The sequence below is a fragment of the Cellulomonas palmilytica genome (assembly GCF_021590045.1).
Lineage (GTDB): Bacteria > Actinomycetota > Actinomycetes > Actinomycetales > Cellulomonadaceae > Cellulomonas > Cellulomonas palmilytica.
In genome coordinates this window covers 2,767,081-2,787,987 of sequence record NZ_CP062221.1, presented here as the reverse complement: position 1 = coordinate 2,787,987, position 20,907 = coordinate 2,767,081, and the positions used below count along the sequence as shown (strand labels likewise).

The following is a 20,907-nucleotide window of genomic DNA, read 5'->3' as shown; positions in this document are numbered from 1 at the left end:
TGGGACGACAGCCTCAGTCGAGGAGTCCGCCACGGAACGACATCGCGACGAGGTGCGCACGGTCACCCGTGCCGAACTTGCGGGAGATCCGCGCGAGGTGGCTCTTGACCGTCAGCGCCGACAGCCCCAGCTCCTCGCCGATGAGGCGGTTGCTGCGACCCTGCGCGACGAGCTTGAGCACGCTCAGCTCGCGGCTCGTGAGCTCAGGCAGCGTGGGCGCGGGCGGGGGAGCGGCCGGCGTGCGCTGCAGCGAGGGGGCCGTGGCGCCCGCGACGGCGCCACGCACACCACCGGCGAGCAGGACGCCCAGCTCCTGGCGGCTCGCGCGTCGGGTCAGCACGACCACGCGCTGGGTCCCGCGGCGGCGCAGGTTCTGGACCAGCGTGCTCCCGTCGCCGTCGGCGAGCTCCGTCACGACGACGCACATGTGGTGCGCCGCGGCGGGGCGCGTCGCGACCTGGGCCGCCGAGGCAGCAGGACGGGCGACGGGTGCGCGGCGCAGCGGCTCGATGCTCACGACGTGCTGATCGGCACCCCGGTCCGGGGACTTGAGCCCCGCTCGGACGAATCCGTCACTCCGGTGACGTGGCGTGCGGGTGAGGAGCGCGTCAGTGACGCGGGCCGAGCGGCACGACGCCCTCGGGCAGCGGGGGCAGGCCCGCCGCGGTGCACAGCAGCGTCTCCCACGCGCGCAGGTGGTCGCGCAGGTCCTCGTCCGCGGCCGTCCACGACGCGCGGATCTCCAGCTCGGTCTGCTCGGCGCGCACCTCGAGCGCGCCGAAGCTCTGCGACAGCACGCGCGTGACCGTGCCGCCCGCCGCGTGCGCCTCGAGCCCGACGCTCGCGAGCGCGTCGAGGAACCACGTCCACGCGACCTCCGCGAGCAGCGGGTCCGCGCCGACCTCCGTCTCGAGCGTCGCGCGCACGAGCGTCACGAGGCGGAACCGCCCGTCCCACGCCTCCTGCCCCGCGGGGTCGTACAGCACGACGAACCGGCCCGACGCGAGCTCGGCGGCCGCGACGGACCGGCGGGCGGTGCGGACCTCGGCCGTGAGCGCGGCGGAGTACGGCGCGATGCGCGCGGGGCCGGGCACCTCGTCGAGGAGCACCTCGGGACGGACGGTGACGGCGCGCAGCGAGCGCAGGGCCTGGACGAACTCGACTGGCACGTCGTCGGGGCCGGCGGGGGTCATGGTTGCCGAGCGTAGGCAACACCACCCCTGCGGGCGTGCAGGGCGCGCCGAGTGCCTGTGGAGGACGCGCACGCGCCTCGCCGCGACCCGGCTAGCGTCCGTCTACCCGGCCGGGACGGCGGGTCTCACTGCGGGCACGCGGCCCGCGTGGACGTGGGTGACGAGCGACAGGGGGACTGGCGATGAGCGGGGACGGACCACGCACGGGGACGACGAGCGGCGGCTTCGTGCCGCAGGGCCGTCGGGCGGCGCGGCCGGTGGCGCAGCCGCCGGCGGGTGCGCACGCGGCACCCGGTGCTGCGACGGAGCCGGGGGCCACGGCCGCCGCGGGGCGCGCGTGGCACGAGGGCGCGACCGAGCGGATCGCGCAGCAGGTGCAGGACGCCGCGCGTCGCGCCGCGGCGGCCGAGGCGCTGCGCGACGAGCTCGCAGGGCTCACCGCGTCGGCACGCTCGACGCGCGGCGAGGTGCGCGTCGAGGTCGACGCGCGCGGGCGCCTCGTGCGCCTCGCGCTCGCCGACCGGGCGACGTCGCTGCCCGCCGCGACGCTCGCGCGGCTGGTCGAGGACACGGCTCGTGCGGCCGCCCAGCGGGTCGACGCGTCGGCGCTCGCACTCGTCGAGAACCGGCTCGGCGCGGGGTCCGCGCTGCTCGCCGCGATGCGCGAGGACCTCACACGTGCGGCGGTGTGACGGTGAGACATCTTGACCCCTGATCGTCCCGGCGGAGCGACCCGGGCCGCGCACTAGGCTGAGGCGGCACCTCACCCGGCGGCACCGCCGGGACCACGACATCCGGCAGGAGCCACCGGGTCCGTGGCGTCGGTCCCCTCACGAGCCGGGCACGCAGCCGGGCGGAGACGGGACGGCGCGCGCCCGACCTGCCGAGGCGACGAACCGAAGGAGCACCACACAGCATGGTCGACATCGCCCCCGGCGGTCAGGTCGGGATCGCGCAGATCGGCGTGACCGGGCTCGCGGTCATGGGCCGCAACCTGGCGCGCAACTTCGCCCGCAACGGCTTCACGGTGGCCGTGCACAACCGGTCGTGGGAGAAGACGGCCTCGCTGGTCGCCGAGCACGGCGACGAGGGCACGTTCGTGCCGTCGGAGTCGGTCGCGGACTTCGTGGCGTCCCTCGAGCGGCCGCGCAAGGTCGTCGTGATGGTCAAGGCCGGTGCGGCCACGGACGCGGTGATCGACGAGCTCGTGCCGTTCCTGGAGGAGGGCGACATCGTCGTCGACGCCGGGAACGCGCACTTCCCGGACACGGTGCGTCGGGAGAACGCGCTGCGTGCGAAGGGTCTGCACTTCGTCGGGTCCGGGGTCTCGGGCGGTGAGGAGGGCGCGCTCCTCGGCCCGTCGATCATGCCCGGCGGCACCCGTGAGTCGTACGAGTCGCTCGGCCCGATCCTGGAGAAGATCGCGGCGAAGGTCGACGGCGTGCCGTGCTGCACGTACGTGGGCCCCGACGGTGCGGGCCACTTCGTCAAGATGGTGCACAACGGCATCGAGTACGCCGACATGCAGCTCATCGCCGAGGCGTACGACCTGCTCAAGCAGGGCCTGGGTGCGTCGGCGTCGGAGATCGGGCAGATCTTCGCGGAGTGGAACACGGGCGACCTGGAGTCGTTCCTGATCGAGATCACCGCGGACGTGCTGCAGCACGTCGACGCGGCGACGGGGTCGGCGTTCGTCGACATCGTGCTCGACCAGGCGGAGCAGAAGGGCACGGGCCGCTGGACCGTGCAGAACGGTCTGGACCTCGGCGTGCCGATCACGGGCATCGCGGAGGCCACGTTCGCGCGCGCCCTGTCCGGTGGCGTGCCGCAGCGCGAGGCCGCTCGCGGTGTGCTGCCCGCGGCGACCACGCCGTGGGAGATCACCGACCGGGACGCGTTCGTCGAGGACGTGCGCCTGGCGCTGTACGCCTCGAAGGTGGTCGCGTACTCGCAGGGCTTCGACCAGATCGCCGCCGCGTCGCAGCAGTTCGGCTGGGACATCGACCGCGGGGCCATGGCCCGCATCTGGCGCGGCGGGTGCATCATCCGTGCGCGGTTCCTCAACCGCATCACCGAGGCGTACGAGCGCGCCCCGCAGCTGCCGCTGCTGCTCGCCGACGAGTACTTCGCCGGCGCGGTCGGCAACGGCGTGGCGGCGTGGCGTCGGATCGTCGCGGGCGCCGCGCTGCACGGCGTGCCCACCCCGGCGTTCTCCTCCTCGCTCGCGTACTACGACGGCGTGCGGGCCGAGCGCCTGCCCGCCGCCCTCATCCAGGCGCAGCGCGACTTCTTCGGCGCGCACACCTACCGCCGCACCGACCGCGACGGCTCGTTCCACACGCTGTGGTCGGGCGACCGCACCGAGCAGGACGCGTGACCCAGAACAGCACCCACGCCGGGGGTCACGGGACGGACGCGCGTGCGCTCCAGCCCGTGATCCTCGGCGCGGACATCGGTGTCTACGCGCTCGCGCGCTCGTTCCACGAGCAGTACGGCGTGACCTCCGTCGTGGTCGCGGGCGCCGCGCTCGGCCCCGTGCAGCACTCGGGGATCGTCGAGCACGAGATCGTCGCCGACGGGCACGACCCGCGCCAGCTCGTCGACCGCCTGCTGCAGGTCGCGCGCCGCCTGCCCGACCGCCGCCTGCTGCTCATGGCGAACTCGGACTGGCTCGTGCGCGTCGTCGTCGAGCACCGCGCCGAGCTCGAGCCCTTCTACGCGGTGCCGTTCCTCTCGGCGGACCTGCTGGCCCGCATCAGCGACAAGGCGACGTTCGCGGAGATCTGCGCCGAGCTCGACATCTCGGTGCCGCGCACGATCGTCCAGTCCTTCGGCCCGCAGGACCCGGACGTCCCGGTCGACCTGGAGTACCCGCTCATCGCGAAGGCGGCGAGCAGCGCGGACTACCAGGAGGTCGAGTTCGAGGGCAAGAAGAAGGTCTTCGAGATCGCGACCCCCGACGAGCTCTCCACGCTGTGGCGCTCGCTGCGCGCCGCGGGGTACCGCGGCCGGTTCGTCGTGCAGGAGCTCGTGCCGGGCGACGACACGCAGATGCGGTCCGTCACCGCGTACGTCGACCAGCGCGGCCAGGTCACGCTCCTGTGCAGCGCCCACGTGCTGCTCGAGGAGCACACGCCGTCGGGCCTGGGCAACCCCGCCGCGATGATCACGTACCGCGACGACGCGATGCTCGAGCAGGCGCGCCGGTTCCTCACCGCGACGGGCTACGTGGGCTTCGCGAACTTCGACGTCAAGGTCGACCCGCGCACCGGGAAGTTCCGGTTCTTCGAGGTCAACCCGCGCATCGGGCGGAACAACTACTACGTGACCGCCGCGGGGGCGAACCCCGTGCGGTTCGTCGTGGAGGACCGCATCGAGGGCCGAGCCGTCGACCCCGTCGTCGTCGACCGCGAGGTGCTGTACTCGATCGTCCCGCACCGGCTGCTGCTGCGGTACGTCCGCGACCCGCAGCTCGCCGACCGCGTGCGGCGTCTCGTGCGCTCGCGCGCGACAGCCCACCCGCTGCGGTACGGCAAGGACCTCTCGCTGCGTCGGCGGTTCTACGTGCTCGCGGCCGCGGTCAACCAGGTGCGCAAGTTCCGCCGCTGGTACCCGGAGCCCACCGACACGGGCTTCTGAGGCACCCGACCCCGTACCTACGAGGGCCCGACGAGCACGCGCTCGTCGGGCCCTCGCGCGTCCTGTGTCGCCGCGTCCGCCGGCGTCAGCCGAGCTCGGACGTGCCCGAGTACAGGTGCAGCACCGGGATCCGCAGGTCCTCGCGCGCGCGGGACGCCCAGTCGCGGTGGAACGTGTCGAGCCACGCGTGCGGGTACGTCACGATCGCGACCTCGCGTGCGTCCTGCGCGGTCGCGGCGGCGCGGAGCGCGGGCAGCGGGTCGTCGTCGACGACCTCGCCCGTCGCGGTCCGGCCGGCCGCCGCGAACTCCGCGAGCGTCGTCGCGAGCTGCTCGGCGGCCGTCGCGACCGCCTCGCGCTCGGTGGGCTCCTTGCCGCGCAGGCGCTCGAGCGCGCCCTTGATCTCGCCGAGCCCGAGGTTGTCGACGATCGTCGGCAGCAGCGGGCGGTCGCTGTCGGCGGGCACCAGCACGTGGTACGCGAGCTCCTCGTCCTCGTGGAGGGCGAGGAGGTGCTGGACGTCGACGGGCGCGAGGGTGTCCTCGATGAGCACCAGGATCGTGTCGGTCACGTGGCCGAGCCTAGTCATCCGCGCGCGTCCCGGCTGGCCACGCGCAGGTCCCACCTGCCGAGCAGCACGCCGTCGGCGTGCAGCAGCTGCACGAGGCGCGCGGGCAGGGGCGCGCGCAGCCACGGCGCGCCGTCCAGGACGCGCGGCGCGGGACCGCCGACGAGCGTCGGGCTCCACGTGAGGAACAGCTCGTCGACGAGGTCGAGCGTCACGAGCTCGGCGAGCAGGCTCGGCCCGCCCTCGGTCAGCACCGCGGTCAGCCCGCGCTCGGCCAGAGCGTCGAGGCCGCCCCGCAGGTCGACCGCCGAGTGCCCGGCCACGACGAGCCCGTCGCCCAGGCGGTCGCGCAGCGCGTCGACCCGCGGGCTCGTCGCGCACGTGACGACCAGGGGCGGGTGGGCCCCGTCGAGGAGCGCGTCGGGCACGTCGCCGGACCGCGTCACGACGGCAAGTGCGGGGCGGTCGCCGCGGCCGTGCGCGCGGCGCGTCGCGGCCACCGCGGGCGGCAGGTCGAGCTCGCGGTAGCGCTCCTGGCGGACCGTGCCGGCGCCGACGAGCACCACGTCCGCCAGCGCGCGCAGCGCGGTGAACACCCGCAGGTCGGCCGGGCCGTTGATCGAGCCCGTCACGTGGTCCGGGCCGGTCGCGGCGCCGTCGAGCGTCGCGATCATGTTGGCACGCACGGACCGGCCCGGGCCGCGGTCGTCGAGCAGCGCGACGAGCTCCGACTCGTCGTCGCGGGGCTCGAGGCGTGCGGGCGTCGCGGCGGTCGCGTGCAGCAGCACGTCGAGCGCGGGGGAGTCGGTCATGCTCCGACCGTAGGGCGCGCGGGCGTGCGGTGCGGGTCGGTCACGCCGTCGTCGCCGCGTCGTCGTCGCGTCGTCGTCGCCCGACGTCGCCGTCGTCAGGCGTCCGTCGGGACGTCGGCGAGGGCCGCGACGTCGCCCACGACGATCACCGCGGGGTTGGCCACCGCGCGCTCGCGCGCGAGGTCCGCGATGGTCGCGAGCGTGCCGACCGTCGTGCGCTGGCCGGGCAGCGTGCCGCTCTCGACGACGGCGACGGGCGTCCCGGGGTCCGCGCCGTGCTCGACGAGCGCGCGGGCGTACGCCTCGATGCGCGCCACGCCCATGAGGAGCACGAGCGTGCCGCCGAGCCGCGCGAGCGCGGTCCAGTCGGGCTCGGTGTCGTGCGCGGACAGGATCGTGACCTGGCGCGACAGCCCGCGGTGCGTCACGGGGATCCCCGCGGCACCCGGCACGGCGATCGCGCTCGTCACACCCGGCACGACCGTGACGGGGACACCGGCCGCGACGCACGCAGCGACCTCCTCGCCGCCGCGGCCGAGCACGTACGGGTCGCCGCCCTTGAGCCGCACGACGCGCAGCCCGGCGCGGGCTCGCTCGACGAGCAGCGCGTTGATCTGGGACTGCGTGAGCGTGTGCGCGTGCGGCGCCTTGCCCGCCTCGACCACCTCGACGTCGTCGGGCAGCTCGGCGAGCAGCTCGCGCGGCCCGAGCCGGTCGACCACGACGACGTCGGCCTCGGCGAGCGCGCGCCGGCCCTTGGTCGTGATGAGCCCCGGGTCGCCCGGGCCGCCGCCGACGAGCGTGACCGAGCCGGTCGTGGGCGGGCGGTGGTGGCGCAGCGGGAGGCCACCGGTGTCGAGGAGGAGCGAGATGGCGGAGCGCAGCGCCGCGGCACGGCGGGGGTCGCCGCCCGCGTTGACCGCGACCGTGACGTCCCCGGCCCGCGCGACCGCGGGCGTCCACGCGGAGGACGCGGCGTGGTCGTCGGCGCGCACGCACCACACGCGCTCGCGTTCGGCGTCGGCCGCGACCCGCTCGTCGATCGCCCGGACGCCCGTGGCGGTGTGCACGAGCCATGCCCCGGCGAGGTCGCCGGTGGCGTACTCGCGCTGCTCCCAGCGCACGGCGCCGCGCGCGGCGAGAGACGCGAGGTCCTCGCACACCGCGGGCGCGACGACGAGCACGTCACCGCCGTCCTCGACGAGCCGCGCGGCTCGTCGGGCCGCGACCGGACCTCCGCCGACGACGAGCACGCGCCGTCCGCGCAGGTCCAGCAGGAGCGGGTGCATCAGATGCCCGCCCCGGCGAGCCAGTCCGCGTCCGTGGCGTCGTCCTGCGCGGGCTCCGGCGCGAGCCGGTCGAGCAGCGTGGGGCCGACCATGCCCGCGGCGAGGGTCGTGCCGTCGGCCGGGTCGACGAGCAGGAACGCGCCCGTGCCGCGGTGGTCGGCGTAGTCGTCCAGCAGGACGGGCTCGGCGAGCCGGACGCGGACGCGCCCGATCGCGTTGAGCCCGAGGCCCGAGGGCGCGGCGTCCGACGAGGTGTCGGTCGCGTCGACCTGGTGCAGCGTGTCGACGCCGCTGAACAGCTCGACGGTCTGCGTGTCGACGTCGAGGCGCGCGTCGACCTCGCGCAGCAGCGCGCGCACGGTGCGCGTGCCGATGCGCACGAGCAGGCGGGCGCCGAGCACCGAGCGGCGCTCGGACAGCCAGCACACCGTCCCGACGAGGTCCTGCCCGAGCGTCACGGAAGCGCCGGTCGGGACGAGCACGTCGCCGCGGGAGATGTCGAGCTCGTCGGCCAGGCGGACCGTCACCGAGTGCCCGGCCGAGGCCTCGGCGAGCGGGCCGTCGAACGTGTCGATGCCCGTCACGACGCTCGTCTTGCCGGACGGCAGGACCGTGAGCGCGTCGCCCACCCGCACGGTGCCGGACGCGATGCGGCCCGCGTACCCGCGGTAGTCGGGGTGCTCGGCCGTGCGCGGCCGGATCACCACCTGGACCGGCAGGCGCAGGTCGTCGTCGGCGCGCGCGTCCGAGACCGGCACGGTCTCGAGGTGCTCGAGCAGGGTCGGGCCGTCGTACCAGGGGGTGCGCGTCGAGCGGTCGACGACGTTGTCGCCGGCCAGCGCGGACACCGGCACGGCGAGCACGTCCGGCAGCCCGAGCCCCGCCGCGTACGCGGAGAAGTCCTCGGCGATCGACCGGAAGACGGCCTCGTCGAAGTCCACGAGGTCCATCTTGTTGACCGCGAGCAGCACGTGCGGGACGCCGAGCAGCGCGGCGACCGTGGCGTGCCGGCGCGTCTGCTCGAGCACGCCCTTGCGCGCGTCGACGAGCACGATCGCGAGCTGCGCGGTCGACGCGCCGGTGACCATGTTGCGCGTGTACTGCACGTGGCCGGGCGTGTCCGCGAGGACGAACGCGCGCCGCGCGGTGGAGAAGTAGCGGTACGCCACGTCGATCGTGATGCCCTGCTCGCGCTCGGCGCGCAGGCCGTCGGTGAGCAGCGCCAGGTCGACCTCGCCCGCGGCGGCGCCGCGCGCCGCGGTGGCGCGCTCGACGGCCGAGAGCTGGTCGGCCAGCACCGACTTCGTGTCGTACAGCAGGCGGCCGATGAGCGTGGACTTGCCGTCGTCGACCGAGCCGGCGGTCGCGAGGCGCAGCAGCTCGCGCGAGGCGTGCTCGGCGGCGCCCTCGGAGAGCACGGCGGAGGCAGCGGGGGCGGGGGACGTCGTCACGGGTCTCGTCTCGTCGTTCGTCAGGGTGGGACCGGAGGCGGCGGGCATCAGAAGTAGCCCTCCCGCTTGCGGTCCTCCATGGCGGCCTCGGACGCGCGGTCGTCGGCCCGCGTCGCGCCGCGCTCGGTGAGCCGGCTCGCCGCGACCTCGGCGATCACGTCCGCGACGGTCGTCGCGGTCGAGTCCACCGCACCGGTGCAGCTCATGTCGCCCACGGTGCGGTACCGCACGGTACGCGTCTCGAGCCGCTCGTCGGCCCGCGGCCCGCCCCACTCGCCGGGTGCGAGCCACATGCCGTCGCGCGCGAACACCTCGCGGGAGTGCGCGTAGTAGATCGACGGCAGCTCGATGCCCTCGCGCTCGATGTAGCGCCACACGTCGAGCTCGGTCCAGTTCGACAGCGGGAACACGCGCACGTGCTCGCCCGGCTTGTGGCGACCGTTGTACAGGTCCCACAGCTCGGGGCGCTGGCGGCGCGGGTCCCACTGGCCGAACTCGTCGCGCAGCGAGAACACGCGCTCCTTGGCGCGCGCCTTCTCCTCGTCGCGACGCCCGCCGCCGAACACCGCGTCGAACCGGTTGCTCGTGATCGCGTCGAGCAGCGGGACGGTCTGCAGCGGGTTGCGGGACCCGTCGGGCCGCTCCGAGACCCGACCGTCGTCGATCGCGTCCTGCACGTGCGCGACCACGAGGCGCAACCCGTGGCGCTCCACGGTGGCGTCGCGGTAGTCGATGACCTCGGGGAAGTTGTGCCCGGTGTCGACGTGCAGCAGCGCGAACGGGACCGAGGCGGGCCAGAACGCCTTGCGCGCGAGGTGCAGCATGACGATCGAGTCCTTGCCGCCCGAGAACAGCAGCACGGGTCGCTCGAACTCGCCGGCGACCTCGCGCATGACGTGGACCGCCTCCGACTCGAGCGCGTCGAGCTGGGTCAGCCGCGTGGGGGCTGTCGCGGGGGCTGTCGTGGGGGACAGGGGGGAGGCCACCGGCGTGGGGGACGTGGAGCCGAGGGTCGTCGTCATGTGTGCAGACCGCATTCCGTCTTGGAGGTACCGGACCAGCGCCCCGCCCGCGGGTCCTCACCCGGGGCGACGGCGCGCGTGCAGGGGGCGCACCCGATGGAGGCGTACCCGGACTGTCTCAGGGGGTTGAGCACGACGCCGTGGGTCTCGACGTACTCGTCGACCTGGGCCTGGGTCCAGGCGGCGAGGGGGTTGATCTTCACCTTGTCGCGCTTGTGGTCCCAGCCGACGACCGTGATGTCGGTGCGGGTCGGGGCGTCCTCGCGGCGCATGCCGGTGACCCACGCCCGGTACGGCGCGAGGCCGCGCTCGAGCGGCTCGACCTTGCGCAGCGCGCAGCACAGGTTCGGGTCCCGGTCGTGCAGGCGCGGGCCGTGCTCGGCGTCCTGCTCGGCGACCGTGCGCAGCGGCAGGACCGTGCGCAGCCGGATGTCGGTGAAGTCGGCGTAGTAGTCGCGCGTGCCGATCGTCTCCGCGAAGTGGTAGCCGGTGTCGAGGAAGATCACGTCGATCCCGGGCACGGCCTGCGCGGCCATGTGCACGAGGATCTCGTCGCCCATCGAGGAGGCGACGACGAGGTCGCGGCCGAACGTGCGGGCGGCCCACGCGAGGATCTCCTCGGGGTGCGCGTCCTCGAGCTCGACTCCCCCGCGCGTGGCGAGCTCGCGCAGCTCGTCGGGCGACAGGTCCGCGGCGGTCGGGGTCTCGGTGCTCATCGCGCACCCCCTGCGGCCGCCGTCTCGATCGCGGGACGGAGCGAGCGTTCGCCGGGGCTCGCGACCGAGACGAACCGCACCGCGAACGTGCGGGCGCACGAGCGGCACTCCCACTGGCCGTGGGTCTCGCCCGCGGGCCACAGGTCCTCGCTCGCGCAGAACGGGCAGTAGTACGGGACGGCGCGTCCCTCGCCGGAGCCGCTCATCGCAGGTCCTCCTCCGCCGCGCGCTGCACCCACTCGGCGAACAGCTCGCCCTCGAGGCGCTGCTCGTCGTACCGGCGCGTGACGCGCTCGATGTAGTCCGGCAGCTCGGAGGACGGCACGCGCAGGCCGCGCAGCGTCTTGCCGAGCCCGCTGGTGAGGCCGAGCCCGCCGCCGAGGTGGACCTGGTAGCCCTCCTCGCCCTGCGCGAGCGCGCCCTTGAGGCCGATGTCGGCGGTCTGGATGCGGGCGCACGAGTTGGGGCAGCCGTTGACGTTGATCGTGATGGGTTGGTCGAACGTCGGCAGGCGGCGCTCGAGCTCGCCGATCAGGTCGGTCGCCCGGGCCTTGGTCTCGACGATCGCGAGCTTGCAGAACTCGATGCCCGTGCACGCGAGCGTGCCGCGCCGGAACGTCGAGGCGTTGCGCACCTGCAGGCCGAGCGCCTCGAGGCCGTCCACGACCGTGTCGACCTTGTCGCCCGGCACGTCGATGACGACGAGCTTCTGCTCGGTGGTGAGCTGCACGCGGTCGGAGCCCGCGAGCTCGACGAGGTCGGCCACGGCGTCGAGGACCTCGCCCGAGATCCGGCCGACGGCCGGGGCGGCGCCGATGTAGAAGCGGCCGTCCTTCTGCGGGTGCACGCCCACGTGGTCGCGGCGGCCCGTCGGCGGGGGCGGCGGCTCGGGGCCGTCCGGCAGCGCGTACCCGAGGTACTCCTCCTCGAGCACGCGGCGGAACAGCTCCGGCCCCCAGTCGGCGAGCAGGAACTTCAGGCGGGCGCGCGTGCGCAGCCGGCGGTACCCGTAGTCGCGGAAGATCGACGTGACCCCGACCCACACCTCGGGGATCTGCTCGAGCGTGACGAACGCGCCGAGGCGCTTGCCGAGCATGGGGTTGGTAGACAGCGCACCGCCGACCCACAGGTCGAACCCGGGGCCGAGCTCGGGGTGGACCACGCCGACGAACGCGACGTCGTTGATCTCGTGCGCGACGTCCTGGTGGGGCGAGCCGCTGACCGCGGTCTTCCACTTGCGCGGCAGGTTCGAGAACGCCGGGTCGCCGATGTAGCGGCGGTGGATCTCCTCGATCGCGGGCGTGCCGTCGATGATCTCGTCTGCCGCGACGCCCGCGACGGGCGAGCCGATGATGACGCGCGGGACGTCGCCGCACGCCTCCTGCGTCGTGAGGCCGACCGACTCGAGGCGGCGCCAGATCTCGGGCACGTCCTCGATGCGGATCCAGTGCAGCTGGATGTTCTGCCGGTCGGTGATGTCGGCGGTGCCGCGGCCGAACTCGCGCGAGACGCCCGCGACAGTGCGCAGCTGAGCGAGCGACAGCCGGCCGCCGTCGCAGCGCACGCGGAGCATGAAGTACTCGTCCTCGAGCTGCTCGGGCTCGAGCGTGGCGGTCTTGCCGCCGTCGATGCCGGGGCGGCGCTGCGTGTACAGGCCCCACCAGCGCATGCGACCGCGCAGGTCGTCACCGGGGATCGAGGCGAAGCCCTCGTGGGCGTAGATCGTCTCGATGCGGTGCCGGACGGACAGGCCGTCGTCGGCCTGCTTCATCTCCTCGTTGCCGTTGAGCGGCGTCCGCTCGGGGTCGAAGGCCCACTGGCCCTCGGGCTTGGCGGCGGGTGGCGCGATCCGGGTCTGCGCCATGAGGCGCTACCTCCAGGACGTTCACGGGCGTTCGGCTGCGCTCAGGACCCGGCCTGGAGCCGGGTTCATCCCTCTGGGCACAGACCGCGCGCCCAGGGTGGGGGACGGGGCGGGGTCAGTTGCTCCGCAGACAGCAGCACATGCACATGGACGTGCGGGCACGCGCAGCCGACTCGGCACAAGGCCGACAGCACCGCACGAACCCGGACTCGATCACGCGTCGAGGTTCACACGCTGTCGCCCGATCGGGGAGTCCCAGACCGGATGATGAGACGCACATGACACGATGCGGACGCCGGAAGGGTCACGAGGTGGACGTACCCTGGACCACCGTGACGGACCTCCAGCCGGACCCGACGCACGGCCGCGCCGCGGCCGTGCGGTCGCTCGGCGCGACCGTGCCCACGGTCGCGCCCGACCGGCTCGTCGCCGAGCTCGTCCCGCCCCCGCACTTCGCCGGCGCGTCGTTCGAGTCCTACGTGCCGGACCCCGCGCACCCGAGCCAGGCCGCGGCGGTCGAGCGCCTGCGCCGCGCGACCGAGCGGGTCGTCGGGTCGTCCGGCTCGTCGTGGTGGCGCCGCCGGCGCGCGCAGCCTGAGGCGGTCTACCTCGACGGCGGGTTCGGAGTCGGCAAGACGCACCTGCTCGCGGCGCTCGCGCACGCCGTGACCGGCGCGGGCGGGCGGGCCGCGTTCGGCACGTTCGTCGAGTACACCAACCTCGTCGGAGCGCTCGGCTTCCGGCAGACCGTCGCGGCGCTGTCCGCCTACCGCCTGGTGTGCATCGACGAGTTCGAGCTCGACGACCCCGGCGACACCGTCCTCATGTCGCGCCTGCTGCGCGAGCTCGCGGACCACGGGGTCGCGCTCGCGGCGACGTCGAACACGCTGCCCGAGTCGCTCGGGGAGGGCCGGTTCGCCGCGGAGGACTTCCTGCGCGAGATCCAGGCGCTCGCCGCGCGGTTCGACGTGCTGCGCATCGACGGCGAGGACTACCGCCACCGGTCGGTCGAGCACGGCGACGCGCTGGCCGACGACGCGGTGCGCGAGGCCGTGACGGGTCGTCCTGGCGCGACGCTCGACGACTTCTCGGCGCTGCTCGCGCACCTCGCGACCGTGCATCCCTCCAAGTACGGCGCGCTCCTGGACGGCACGGAGGTCGTCGGGCTGACGGGCGTGGGGCCGGTGACGCGCCAGGAGGTGGCGCTGCGGCTGGTCGTGCTGGTGGACCGGCTGTACGACCGCGACGTGCCCGTGCTGCTCGGCGGCGGCGGGACGCAGGGCCTGTTCACCGACGAGATGCTGCGCGGCGGGTACCGCAAGAAGTACTACCGCGCGCTGTCCCGGCTCGGCGCGCTGGCCGCCGCCGGCGCTCGCGCCACCGCCTGACCGACGCCGAATCGATTTGCCGCGCGTTGCCGCGTCCGCGCCCCTTGTTCGTCGGGAAAGCGCAATCCTACGGTGGTGGCCCGACCATCGAAGGTGAGGCATGTGATGAGACGACCAGTCGCAGCGCGACTCGTCGGGCTCGGGGCCACCGTGGCCCTGACCGCGACGCTCGGGCTCGCAGCAGTGTCGACCGGCGCCCAAGCGGCGACGGGACAGGCGACAGGCTTCGCGAGCCTGAACGGAGGGACCACGGGTGGCGCGGGCGGACAGACCGTCACCGCCGGCACGGGCACCGCCATCCACGCGGCACTGTGCAGCCGCGCGAGCTCCAGCACGCCGATCACCATCCAGGTGTCGGGCACGATCACGGTGGGCAACACGGCCAAGGTCTCCGGCTCGAGCTGCAACACCGCTTCCGGGGTGATCGAGCTCAAGGGCATCAGCAACGTCACGATCGTCGGTGTCGGCGGCGCGACGTTCGACCAGATCGGCATCCACATCCGCGACTCGAGCAACATCGTGATCCGCGACGTGACCGTCAAGAACGTCAAGAAGTCCGGCTCGCCGACCTCCAACGGCGGAGACGCGATCGGCATGGAGTCGACCGTCCGCAACGTGTGGGTCGACCACGTGACGCTCGAGGCGTCCGGCGGTGAGGACGAGGGCTACGACGGCCTGTTCGACATGAAGGACGACGTCAAGTACGTGACGCTGTCGTACAGCATCCTGCGCAACTCGGGTCGCGGCGGGCTCATCGGGTCGAGCGAGAGCGACCGGGCGAACTCGTTCATCACGTTCCACCACAACCTGTACTCGAACATCGAGTCCCGCACGCCGCTGCTGCGCGGCGGCGTGGCGCACATGTACGACAACCACTACGTCGGGCTCGGCAAGTCCGGGATCAACTCCCGTGCGGGCGCGCAGGCGAAGGTCGAGAACAACTACTTTGAGGACTCCAAGGACCCGCTCGGCACGTTCTACACCGACGAGGCCGGCACGTGGCAGGTCGCGGGGAACATCTTCGACAACGTGACGTGGTCGTCGCGCGGCACGGACAACAACCCCGCGGGACCCGACGTGCGCTCGACGACGAGCGTGTCCATCCCGTACGCGTACACGCTCGACGCCGCGACGTGCGTGCCCGCCCTCGTCGCCGCGACCGCGGGCGCGAACACGGGGCTGAAGGTCTCCGACGGGAGCTGCTCGCCGCAGACCCCGGACCCGACGACCGACCCCACCGGCGGCCCGACGTCGGAGCCGACCGGTGACCCGACCTCGAACCCGACGTCGAACCCGACCCCCGGTGGTCAGAACCTCAGCATCGGCGCCGGCGCTGACGGCTCGAGCAAGGCCAGCGGCACGAGCTACGGCAACGTCGTCGACGGCAACCGGTCGACGTACTGGTCGCCGAGCGGCTCGACCGGCACGGTCTCGGTCAAGTGGTCGTCGGCGACGACGATCTCGTCGGTCGTCGTCGTGGAGGCGTCGGGCGCGACCGGGCGGCTGGGGTCGTGGAGCCTCGTGAACGCGGACACCGGCGGCGTGCTGACGTCCGGCAGCGGCGCGGGTGTGCTCACGTTCCCGACGACGAGCCTGAAGAAGGTCAGCCTGCAGGTCACCGGCTCGAACGGCGTGCCGCAGATCGCCGAGCTCGAGACGTACGCGGGCACCGTCACGACGCCCGACCCGGAGCCCACCAGCGACCCGACGTCCGACCCGGAGCCCACGGGTGGGCCGCAGCCGAGCGCCGGCACGCTCTACGTGTCGCCGAACGGCAGCGCGGGCGCCGCGGGGACCGAGTCCGCCCCGACGACCCTCGCCTCGGCCGTGAGCAGGGCCGCCTCCGGCGGCGAGATCTTCCTGCGGGGCGGGACCTACCGCCTGTCGGAGACGGTGCTCATCACCGCGGACGGGAAGTCGGGCGACCGCACGCTCCTGTCGGCGTACCCGGGGGAGACGCCCGTGCTGGACTTCTCCGCGCAGAGCGAGCTGTCCACCAACCGCGGGCTGTCGCTCAACGCCGACTACTGGCACCTGTACGGGATCGTCGTGCAGCGCGCGGGCGACAACGGCATCTCGATCGGCGGCAGCAACAACGTCGTCGAGCGGGTGGTGACGCGCCACAACCGCGACACGGGCCTGCAGATCTCAAGGGCGGCGTCCGACACGCCGCGTTCCGACTGGCCGGCGAACAACCTCGTCGTGAGCAGCGAGTCGCACGACAACGTGGACTCCGACGGCGAGGACGCCGACGGCTTCGCGGCCAAGCTCACGGTCGGGTCGGGCAACGTGTTCCGGGACACTGTGTCGCACCACAACATCGACGACGGCTGGGACCTGTACACGAAGTCCGACACCGGTGCGATCGGCCCGGTGACGATCGAGCGCTCGCTCGCGTACGAGAACGGCACGCTGTCCGACGGCAGCCAGGCCGGTGCGGGCGACCGCAACGGCTTCAAGCTCGGCGGTGAGGACATCAAGGTCGACCACGTGGTGCGCAACAGCTACGCGGTCGACAACGGCAAGCACGGGTTCACGTTCAACAGCAACCCGGGCTCCCTGACGATCACGAGCAACGTGGCTGTGGGGAACGCGCAGCGCAACTTCAACTTCGACGGCGGCTCGTCGGTGTTCAGCGGCAACGTCTCGTGCGACTCCGGCTCGAAGGACCGGGTCGTCGGGACGGACCGCGGCGACAACGCGTTCTGGTCCGGCTCGAACGCCTCGGCGTGCTCCGCGTACGACGGCGCCCTGGCGTGGTCGTTCGGCGCGGACGGCGCTCTGCGGGTGACGTTCGGCGGCACGAGCCCGGACCCGGGCCCGACGACGTCGCCCGACCCGGGCCCGACCTCGTCGTCGCCGGCGCCGCCCTCGGACGGCTCCTGCACGGCGGCGGTGACGCAGGTCAACGCGTGGGCCGGGGGCTACCAGGCGACCGTGACGGTCACGGCCCGCGACGGCGCCATCGCGTCGTGGCGGACCACGCACACGCTGTCCGACCCGACCGCGGTGCAGGGCTGGAACGGCACGTTCACGCAGTCCGGGACGGCGTTGACCGTCTCGAGCACGCCGTGGAACGGGGCGCTGCCGCCGGGCGGCACCGCCTCCTACGGCTGGGTCGGCTCGGGCGCCGCACCGTCCGTGCCGACGACGGTCGGCTGCACGACCGGCTGACCGTGCGAGCACGGCGGGGGTCCGGGGCGACGTCCCCGGGCCCCCGCCGTGGTGTCCTCAGCCGTCGGTGCACGCGATCGCGACGAGCGACGGCACGGGCGTGCCGAACCGGTGGGTGGTGGTCGTCACGGACTGCTCGCGCAGGAACGGGGCGAGCTCGACGCGCCCGGACTCGGTGGCCGGGTGGTCCCAGACCGCGACGTCCGGACGACCGCGCGTCGCCTCGGCCAGCGTGCCCGCAGCCGCCCCGAGGAGCCGGACGCGCCCTCCGGCCAGGTCCGCGACGCGTGCCGACCACGCCGCGTCGTCCTCGGTGACCAGCGCGCTCGCGGCGTCCGTCAGCGCGACCGCCAGGGCGTCGGGCAGCGGGAGGGCGGTCGAGACGACGACGTCGGTCCCGGCCGCCGCGGCCGCCGCGACGACGCGCGCGAGGTCCGCGACCGAGCCGGCGGCGGCGAGGCGCACGAGCACCGGCTCGGGCACGGGCCGGTAGCGCAGGACGTTGCTCTCGCACGTGAGCCCCGTGACGTCGCGCGGCGTGAAACGGGTCGCGAGCGCGTGGGCGTCGCTGCGGGCCCCGCGCTCGACGGCGTCGGCCTCGTCGGGCGGCAGGTCGACGTGCGCGGCCGCGACGATCGCGCGCGCGTGCTCGTCGGACACCGGGGCCCCGTCGACGGCGCGCCCGGGCCGCCACGAGACGAGCGTGTCCAGGTAGCCGGGTCCGCCGGCTTTGGCGCCCGGACCCACGGCCGAGCGCTTCCACCCGCCGAACGGCTGGCGGCGCACGATCGCCCCGGTGATGCCGCGGTTCACGTACAGGTTCCCGGCCTGCACGCGCGCGAGCCACGTCGCGATCTCGTCGGGGTCGAGCGAGTGCAGGCCGCTCGTCAGGCCGTAGTCGACGTCGTTCACCACCGCGATCGCCTCGTCGAGGTCCGCAACGGTCATGACTGACAGCACGGGCCCGAAGTACTCGGTGCGGTGCGACCGCGAGCCGCGCCGCACGCCGACGCGCACGCCCGGCGTCCACAGCCGCCCGGCGTCGTCGAGGCGCCGCGGCGCGAGCGCCCACGACTCGCCGGGGTCGAGCTCGGTGAGGCCGCCGAGCAGCTTGCCCGCGGCCGGCTCGACGAGCGGCCCCATCTGCGTGCGCGGGTCGTGCGCCTCGCCGACGACGAGCGACGACGCCGCGTCGAGGAGCTGGTCCCGGAACCGGCGTGAGCGCCCGAGCGACCCGACGAGCACGACGAGCGACGCGGCCGAGCACTTCTGGCCCGCGTGCCCGAACGCGGACGCGACGACGTCCTTGACCGCGAGGTCCAGGTCCGCGCTGGGCGTCACGACGATCGCGTTCTTCCCGCTCGTCTCGGCGAGCAGCCGCAGGTCGGGGCGGAACGAGCGGAACAGCGCCGCGGTGTCGTACGCGCCGGTGAGGATCACCTGGTCGACGCCCGGGTGCGCGACGAGCGTGCGCCCGAGCGTGCCCTCGTCGACCTGCACGAGGTGCAGCACGTCGCGGGGTACCCCCGCCTCCCACAGCAGCTCGGCGAGCAGCGCGCCGCACCGCTGCGACTGGCCCGCGGGCTTGAGCACCACGGCGGACCCGGTCGCGAGCGCGGCGAGCGTCGACCCGGCCGGGATGGCGACGGGGAAGTTCCACGGCGGGGTGACGAGCGTGAGGCCGGCCGGGACGGCGGTCGCGCCGTCCACGTGGTCGAGGTCGCGCGCGAGCTCGGCGTAGTAGTGCGCGAAGTCGACCGCCTCGGACACCTCCGGGTCGCCCTGCTCGAGCGTCTTGCCCGTCTCGGCGGCCATCACCTCCAGCAGCGCGTCACGGTGCTCCTCCAGCACGTCGCCCGCGCGGTGCAGCACGGCCGCGCGCTCGTCGGACGCCAGCGCGGCCCAGCGTCCGCCCGCCTCGCGCGCGGCGGCGACCACGGCGTCGACGTCGTCCGACGAGCGCAGCCACGCACCCGCCGCGGCGTCGACGCCCAGCGTCGAGCCGGGGACGCGCGCGAGCACACCGCGCGCGCGGGCGCGGTTCTCGGCGACGGCCGGGTCGGTGTCGGGCGTGTTGACGAACCGCCCGAGGGCAGGGCGGGGGACCGCGGCGTACCGGTCGGGCACGCGGTGCCTCGTGGGCGCGTCGTCGTCCAGCGCCGCCACTGACGCGAGGAAGCGGTCGCGCTCGCGCGCGAGCAGACGCTCGTCGGACCCCAGGTCGAACACCGCGGACAGGAAGTTCTCGCTCGACGCGCCTTCCTCGAGCCGGCGGATCAGGTAGGCGATCGCGACGTCGAACTCGGCAGGCGCGACGACGGGCGTGTAGAGCAGCAGCCCGCCGACCTCGCGCCGCACGACGTCCGCCTGGCCGGGCGCCATGCCGAGCAGCATCTCGAAGTCGACGCCGTCCCGGACCTCACGCCGACCGGCGAGCAACCACGCGTACGCGACGTCGAACAGGTTGTGACCCGCCACCCCGAGCCGCACGTTGCGCACGCGCTCGGGCGTCAGCGCCCACTCCAGCACGCGCTTGTAGTGCGCATCCGACTCCTGCTTGGTGTGCCACGTGGCGAGTGGCCAGCCGTGCAGCTCGGCCTCGACGCGCTCCATCGGCAGGTTCGCGCCCTTGACGAGCCGCACCTTGACGGCCGTGCCACCGCGTGCGCGACGAGCCGCGGCCCACTCCTGCAGGCGCTGCATCGCGGGCAGCGCGTCGGGCAGGTACGCCTGCAGGACGACGCCCGCCTCGAGGTGCAGGAGATCCGGCTCGTCGAGCAGCCGCTCGAACACCGCGAGCGTCAGGTCCAGGTCGCGGTACTCCTCCATGTCGAGGTTGACGAACGTCGTCGGCGACGACGCCGCCGCCAACCGGTACAGCGGGCGCAGCTGCTCGACGACGTGCGCGACGGTCTCGTCGAACGCCCACGGTGCGTGCGGCGCGACCACCGACGAGACCTTGACCGACACGTAGTCGACGTCGTCGCGCGCGAGCAACGCCATCGTGCCGTCGAGCCGCCGGCGCGCCTCGCGCTCACCGAGCACCGCCTCGCCGAGCAGGTTGATGTTGAGCCGCACGCCCTCGGTCCGCAGCCGCGCGATCGCGCGGCCCAGCCCGCGATCGCTCGCGTCGACCACCAGGTGCCCGACGAGGTGCCGCAGCACCCGCCGCGCCGCTGGAACCACGACGCCCGGCAGCACGGGCGCGAGCGCACCGCCCGCGCGCAGCAGCGCGCGCAGCGGAGGGGCGAGGAAGCGCGGGCCCCGGCGCGCGAGGTCGTGCAACGCGGCCGCCGCGACGCGGTCGTCCTGCGGCCGGATCACCCCGTCGACGAACCCGACGACGAACGCCAGCCCCTCGGGATCACGCAGCGCGGCCGCGAGCTGCGCCGCCGACGCGTCGGGCCGGTGCCCCGCGGACTCTCGCAGCCACCGCTGCACGAGCGCGACCGCCTCGCGCGCGAGCTCGTCGCGCTCGGGGCGCGCCTCCGGTAGGTCCTGAGGGCCGTCGGGGTCGACGTCGGGCGAGAGCGTCATGGCGTTCCTTCGTGAGGGTGCGTCGTGTGGCGGACCGGGGGTGGTGGTCCTGCACCGAGGATGCGGTCTACGTCCCGCTACCGCCAGGTCAACCCCACCGAACGGCTTCCTGATTCGAGCGTCGACTGCACCGTGCACTGTCGGGCGCGAACTCTGCGGTACGACGAAGGTCTCACGACACAGGCGCGGAGCTTCCGCGGAGCGCACTTCTCGCACGCGCAATCGGGTGAACTGCTCGCGCGCATTGAAAGCGG

General features: G+C 74.0%; 16 protein-coding genes. 5 read left to right on the top strand and 11 right to left on the bottom strand.

All coding sequences use genetic code 11. The features are described 5' to 3' along the window. Positions 1 to 13: 13 nt before the first annotated feature. Both F1D97_RS12585 and F1D97_RS12580 read right to left on the bottom strand, forming a co-directional pair. On the bottom strand, positions 14 to 517 hold the full coding sequence (locus F1D97_RS12585) for a helix-turn-helix transcriptional regulator (protein ID WP_236120832.1): 504 nt from the start codon (positions 515 to 517) through the stop codon (positions 14 to 16). A gap of 91 nt (positions 518 to 608) precedes the next feature. Next, positions 609 to 1,193, bottom strand: coding sequence for a DUF3000 domain-containing protein (locus tag F1D97_RS12580; protein ID WP_236120831.1), 585 nt, complete (start codon positions 1,191 to 1,193; stop codon positions 609 to 611). 182 nt (positions 1,194 to 1,375) lie between these two features. On the opposite strand from F1D97_RS12580, the gene F1D97_RS12575 reads away from it, so the two are divergent. From F1D97_RS12575 to F1D97_RS12565, 3 genes are all read left to right on the top strand, one after another. Further along, positions 1,376 to 1,885, top strand: a complete 510-nt coding sequence (locus F1D97_RS12575; RefSeq protein WP_236120830.1) for a YbaB/EbfC family nucleoid-associated protein — start codon at positions 1,376 to 1,378, stop codon at positions 1,883 to 1,885. Positions 1,886 to 2,109: 224 nt separating this feature from the next. Next, positions 2,110 to 3,570: an NADP-dependent phosphogluconate dehydrogenase gene (gene gndA / locus F1D97_RS12570; protein ID WP_236120829.1), complete on the top strand. Its 1,461-nt coding sequence runs from the start codon at positions 2,110 to 2,112 to the stop codon at positions 3,568 to 3,570. Next, entirely contained in the window at positions 3,567 to 4,832 is a 1,266-nt protein-coding gene (locus tag F1D97_RS12565) for a carboxylate--amine ligase (RefSeq protein WP_236120828.1), read from the top strand. Before gndA ends, F1D97_RS12565 begins: the two co-directional genes overlap by 4 nt. A gap of 85 nt (positions 4,833 to 4,917) precedes the next feature. Here the strand turns inward: F1D97_RS12565 and F1D97_RS12560 are convergent, their stop codons facing one another. From F1D97_RS12560 to F1D97_RS12525, 8 genes are all read right to left on the bottom strand, one after another. Continuing rightward, positions 4,918 to 5,403, bottom strand: coding sequence for a hypothetical protein (locus tag F1D97_RS12560; RefSeq protein WP_236120827.1), 486 nt, complete (start codon positions 5,401 to 5,403; stop codon positions 4,918 to 4,920). Positions 5,404 to 5,417: 14 nt separating this feature from the next. Next, positions 5,418 to 6,212 carry a dihydrofolate reductase family protein gene (locus F1D97_RS12555; RefSeq protein WP_236120826.1) on the bottom strand — a complete coding sequence of 265 codons (795 nt, stop codon included), beginning with the start codon at positions 6,210 to 6,212 and terminating at the stop codon, positions 5,418 to 5,420. Positions 6,213 to 6,307: 95 nt separating this feature from the next. Then, positions 6,308 to 7,501, bottom strand: coding sequence for a uroporphyrinogen-III C-methyltransferase (gene cobA / locus F1D97_RS12550; RefSeq protein ID WP_236120825.1), 1,194 nt, complete (start codon positions 7,499 to 7,501; stop codon positions 6,308 to 6,310). Beyond that, positions 7,501 to 8,952, bottom strand: a complete 1,452-nt coding sequence (locus F1D97_RS12545; RefSeq protein ID WP_449727691.1) for a sulfate adenylyltransferase subunit 1 — start codon at positions 8,950 to 8,952, stop codon at positions 7,501 to 7,503. Before F1D97_RS12545 ends, cobA begins: the two co-directional genes overlap by 1 nt. Before the next feature lie 47 nt (positions 8,953 to 8,999). Next, on the bottom strand, positions 9,000 to 9,974 hold the full coding sequence (cysD, locus tag F1D97_RS12540; RefSeq protein ID WP_236120824.1) for a sulfate adenylyltransferase subunit CysD: 975 nt from the start codon (positions 9,972 to 9,974) through the stop codon (positions 9,000 to 9,002). Then, positions 9,971 to 10,690 carry a phosphoadenylyl-sulfate reductase gene (locus F1D97_RS12535; protein WP_236120823.1) on the bottom strand — a complete coding sequence of 240 codons (720 nt, stop codon included), beginning with the start codon at positions 10,688 to 10,690 and terminating at the stop codon, positions 9,971 to 9,973. The genes cysD and F1D97_RS12535 overlap by 4 nt, the downstream gene beginning before the upstream one ends. Further along, positions 10,687 to 10,896, bottom strand: coding sequence for a hypothetical protein (locus F1D97_RS12530; RefSeq protein ID WP_236120822.1), 210 nt, complete (start codon positions 10,894 to 10,896; stop codon positions 10,687 to 10,689). The genes F1D97_RS12535 and F1D97_RS12530 overlap by 4 nt, the downstream gene beginning before the upstream one ends. Continuing rightward, positions 10,893 to 12,554 (bottom strand): nitrite/sulfite reductase, encoded by a 1,662-nt coding sequence (locus F1D97_RS12525; RefSeq protein ID WP_236120821.1) that lies wholly within the window; start codon positions 12,552 to 12,554, stop codon positions 10,893 to 10,895. Before F1D97_RS12525 ends, F1D97_RS12530 begins: the two co-directional genes overlap by 4 nt. A 332-nt stretch (positions 12,555 to 12,886) precedes the next feature. Here F1D97_RS12525 and zapE point away from each other — a divergent pair, with 332 nt between their 5' ends. Further along, positions 12,887 to 13,942, top strand: a complete 1,056-nt coding sequence (zapE, locus tag F1D97_RS12520) for a cell division protein ZapE (protein ID WP_396022516.1) — start codon at positions 12,887 to 12,889, stop codon at positions 13,940 to 13,942. Positions 13,943 to 14,047: 105 nt separating this feature from the next. Further along, the gene (locus F1D97_RS12515; RefSeq protein ID WP_236120820.1) at positions 14,048 to 17,116 is read left to right on the top strand and encodes a pectate lyase family protein; all 3,069 of its coding nucleotides are present in this window, start codon (positions 14,048 to 14,050) and stop codon (positions 17,114 to 17,116) included. Positions 17,117 to 17,173: 57 nt separating this feature from the next. Here F1D97_RS12515 and F1D97_RS12510 read toward each other — a convergent pair whose 3' ends face one another. After that, on the bottom strand, positions 17,174 to 20,653 hold the full coding sequence (locus F1D97_RS12510) for a bifunctional proline dehydrogenase/L-glutamate gamma-semialdehyde dehydrogenase (protein ID WP_236120819.1): 3,480 nt from the start codon (positions 20,651 to 20,653) through the stop codon (positions 17,174 to 17,176). Positions 20,654 to 20,907 lie beyond the last annotated feature (254 nt).

Coding starts and splice junctions, on each gene's coding strand:
- F1D97_RS12580 (WP_236120831.1), bottom strand. CDS start 1,193: ATGACCCCCGCCGGCCCCGACGACGTGCCAGTCGAGTTCGTCCAGGCC.
- F1D97_RS12575 (WP_236120830.1), top strand. CDS start 1,376: ATGAGCGGGGACGGACCACGCACGGGGACGACGAGCGGCGGCTTCGTG.
- gndA (WP_236120829.1), top strand. CDS start 2,110: ATGGTCGACATCGCCCCCGGCGGTCAGGTCGGGATCGCGCAGATCGGC.
- F1D97_RS12555 (WP_236120826.1), bottom strand. CDS start 6,212: ATGACCGACTCCCCCGCGCTCGACGTGCTGCTGCACGCGACCGCCGCG.
- cobA (WP_236120825.1), bottom strand. CDS start 7,501: ATGCACCCGCTCCTGCTGGACCTGCGCGGACGGCGCGTGCTCGTCGTC.
- cysD (WP_236120824.1), bottom strand. CDS start 9,974: ATGACGACGACCCTCGGCTCCACGTCCCCCACGCCGGTGGCCTCCCCC.
- F1D97_RS12535 (WP_236120823.1), bottom strand. CDS start 10,690: ATGAGCACCGAGACCCCGACCGCCGCGGACCTGTCGCCCGACGAGCTG.
- F1D97_RS12530 (WP_236120822.1), bottom strand. CDS start 10,896: ATGAGCGGCTCCGGCGAGGGACGCGCCGTCCCGTACTACTGCCCGTTC.
- F1D97_RS12525 (WP_236120821.1), bottom strand. CDS start 12,554: ATGGCGCAGACCCGGATCGCGCCACCCGCCGCCAAGCCCGAGGGCCAG.
- F1D97_RS12515 (WP_236120820.1), top strand. CDS start 14,048: ATGAGACGACCAGTCGCAGCGCGACTCGTCGGGCTCGGGGCCACCGTG.
- F1D97_RS12510 (WP_236120819.1), bottom strand. CDS start 20,653: ATGACGCTCTCGCCCGACGTCGACCCCGACGGCCCTCAGGACCTACCG.